This window comes from Pseudomonas sp. YuFO20, from assembly GCF_035064975.1.
Taxonomy (GTDB): domain Bacteria; phylum Pseudomonadota; class Gammaproteobacteria; order Pseudomonadales; family Pseudomonadaceae; genus Aquipseudomonas; species Aquipseudomonas putida_AE.
In genome coordinates this window covers 1-1,903 of the sequence record NZ_JAXDEO010000137.1, presented here as the reverse complement: position 1 = coordinate 1,903, position 1,903 = coordinate 1, and the positions used below count along the sequence as shown (strand labels likewise).

1 protein-coding gene is annotated in these 1,903 nt (G+C 63.2%); it reads left to right on the top strand.

The genetic code is table 11. The features are described from left to right. Positions 1-145: 145 nt before the first annotated feature. Complete coding sequence (locus SOP85_RS30910; RefSeq protein WP_323629393.1) at positions 146-1,681, top strand: APC family permease; 1,536 nt, start codon at positions 146-148, stop codon at positions 1,679-1,681. The last annotated feature ends 222 nt before the right edge of the window (positions 1,682-1,903 follow it).

The following is a 1,903-nucleotide window of genomic DNA, read 5'->3' as shown; positions in this document are numbered from 1 at the left end:
TGGCTGTGAGGGCGCCTTCGCTGGCAAGCCAGCTCCTACAGGGGGTTGGGTACAGTCGCGAGGGAATGGTTGGCTGTGAGGGCGCCATCGCCAGCAGGCTGGCTCCCACACCGCAATCCACTGCCATTGATAATGAGGAAATAACATGAGTGGCTCATCCAACACGCGTGCAAGCAGCGCCGATCAGGACGCCGAACAACTGCGCGCCCTCGGCTACAGCTCGGATTTCAATCGCAGCATGAGCCTGTGGGAGAACTTTTCCCTGGGCTTTACCTACCTGTCGCCGGTGGTCGGGGTCTATACCCTGTTCGGCCTGTGCCTGGCCGCCGGCGGCCCGCCGATGTTCTGGTCCTACCTGCTGATTGGCGCCGGGCAAATGCTGGTCTGCCTGATTTTTGGCGAAGTGGTGTCGCAGTTCCCGATTTCCGGTGGCGTCTACCCCTGGGCCCGTCGCCTGGTGGGCAAGCGCTGGGCGTGGATGGTCGGCTGGGTCTATGCCTGGGCGTTATGCGCCACCATCGCCGGGGTCGCTGTGGGTGCCGGGCCGTACCTGGCGATCATGCTGGGCTTCAATCCCGGCCCGGATGCCAACATCGTCATCGCCCTGGCGATCATCCTGCTGTCCACCGCGCTGAACCTGGTGGGCACCAAGCTGCTGGCACGGGTGGCGATGTTCGGCTTCCTCTGCGAACTGGTCGGGGCGATCCTGGTCGGTGGCTACCTGCTGATCTTCGAGCGTCATCAACCGATCGGCGTGCTGTTCGACACCTTCAACCTTGAGGTCAATGGCTCGTACCTGCCGGCCTTCCTCGCGGCCTCCCTGGCCGGCCTGTTCCAGTACTACGGGTTCGAGGCCTGCGGCGATGTCGCGGAAGAAACCCCGAACCCGGGCAAGCGCATTCCCAAGGCCATGCGCATGACCATCTACATCGGCGGCGCGGCAGCGATGTTCGCGTGCCTGGCGTTGATTCTCTCGGTGCCGGATATGGCCAAGGTACTGGCCGGTGAAGACACCGACCCGGTCGCCACGATCCTGGCCAATGCCTTCGGCCCGGTCGGTTCGCGCCTGGTGATGGCGGTGGTCATGGTCTCGTTTATTTCCTGCGTGCTGAGCCTGCAAGCGGCGGCCAGCCGCCTGTTGTTCGCCTATGCCCGGGACGAGATGATCGTCGGCAGCTCACTGTTCAAGCGCCTGTCGGCCAACCAGGTACCGTCGTTCGCGCTGCTGGTCAGCGGCCTGGTGCCGGCGGCGATTGTCTGCCTGGGGATGTTCATGGCCGATGCCGTGGCCACCATCGTCGGTTTCGCCGCGATCGGCATTTACGTGGCCTTCCAGTTGATCGTGGTCGCCGCGCTGATCGCCCGTGCCAAGGGCTGGCGCCCGAACGGTCAATTCACCCTCGGCGCCTGGGGCCTGTGGGTGAACCTGGCGGCACTGGTCTATGGCGTGTGCGCCATCGTCAACATGGTCTGGCCGCGCTCGCCGGACGCGGCCTGGTACATCAACTATTCGATGATCCTCACCACGCTGGTGGTGATGGGTGCGGGCCTGGTCTACATGCTGCTGGGCAAGCCCTACGACAAAGGCACGGCGCCGGCGGGGGATGCGTGGAAGTTTTCCAAGCCGCGGGCCAAGGGTGCTGACATTCCCGGTGCTGCGATAAACAAACCAGCCATCTGACAACCCGATACCCATTGTGCGAACCGGATCCTGTAGGAGCTGGCTTGCCAGCGAAAGCGGTGTGTCAGCCGACATCAATGTTGAAGGTGATGGCCCCTTCGCGAGCAAGCCCGCTTGTATGTTTAGACTTGTAGGGGTGGTGGGACTAAAAGCCAGCATCTGACTCTAGCCAGTACAGACCGTGGGAGACTTCGCCCCACCCCTTCACCAAAGCGCCGATAA

Bases quoted from the DNA above. Each gene is read 5' to 3' on its own strand.
- SOP85_RS30910 (WP_323629393.1), top strand. From the start codon at position 146: ATGAGTGGCTCATCCAACACGCGTGCAAGCAGCGCCGATCAGGACGCC.